General features: G+C 49.9%; 2 protein-coding genes. Both read left to right on the top strand.

Features of this window, described 5'->3' with window-relative positions; translation table 11 throughout:
• Positions 1-462, top strand: a 462-nt coding sequence (locus A3750_RS20475; protein WP_156498794.1) for an HDOD domain-containing protein, incomplete at its 5' end; no start/stop codon positions are given.
• The coding region (locus A3750_RS20470; RefSeq protein ID WP_156498793.1) for an FAD-dependent oxidoreductase at positions 459-1068 on the top strand (610 nt) is incomplete at its 3' end. The genes A3750_RS20475 and A3750_RS20470, both read left to right, overlap by 4 nt.

Raw genomic sequence — 1068 nt, 5'->3', positions numbered from 1 at the left:
CTCTGGTCGAAAGAAATAGCGCGCGCATCGCAGGAGAATGTTGAGTCTGCATTTTTATGTGGTTTGCTACACGGTATTGGTCGCGCTGCGTTTTTGCAGATGTTCTCGGATATGGCCGTCATGAACGGCATCAAACTGGATGCAGATAAGGTGCGCGAGTTAGAGGATGTGATGCATCCGCTGTTTGGACAAGAAATTAACCAAGCTTGGGAGATGCCCAAGGTTGTGTGTCTTACCTCATTTTATTCCAATAACTATTCCGCGTGTGATCAGTACCGTCAGCAAGCGGCGGTGGTTAATGCCGGCGCAAAATTGGCGAGCGCGAGCCTTGATGGTGCCGACCTTGAGCCGGTACTCAAAGCAGAGGTTTTTCAGCACTTGAATCTGTATCAGGACCAGCTTCACGAACTGACAGAGCGGCGTGATCAGATTGTAGCGGCAGTGAGGGCGCACAAGTTATGAATGAGTTCGATGTGATCGTCATAGGTAGTGGCCCTGCGGGACAAAAAGCAGCCGTGCAAGCTGCGAAGGCCGGGAAAACGGTCGCTTTGATCGAGCAAGATCGATATCTCGGCGGAGCTTGTGTTCACCGAGGAACTATCCCTAGCAAGACGCTTCGCGAGAATGCGTTACGCGTTAAAAGTATGCGGGAAAACGCAGTTCTTTGTGATTTCGAGTTAGCCGAAGATACAGAGATGGCGACCCTGATTGACCGTTTAGTGAGCGTAATTGACGCGCATGACCGCTTCATGGTGCAACAAATTGAACGAAACGATATCACACGCATCCATGGCCGAGCGCATTTCTCGACCCGCAATACGCTTATGATCGAATCTGTAGACGGGCATTTGGAAAATTTTTCTGCGACGAACTTTGTGATTGCCAGCGGTTCAGTACCCCGTCATCCCGAGGGCATACCGGTCGATCATGAGAATATTTTTGATAGCGACTCCATCTTAACCATGATGTATTTGCCGCCAAGTTTAACGGTGCTCGGAGGTGGCGTTATTGCGAGTGAATATGCCTCGATTTTTCAGGCTCTTGGAGTAAACGTGACGATGATCGATC

It is taken from the genome of Oleiphilus sp. HI0079, assembly GCF_001635105.1.
The sequence above is the reverse complement of the archived record's forward strand: the minus strand, read 5'-3'. Positions and strand labels throughout refer to the sequence as shown.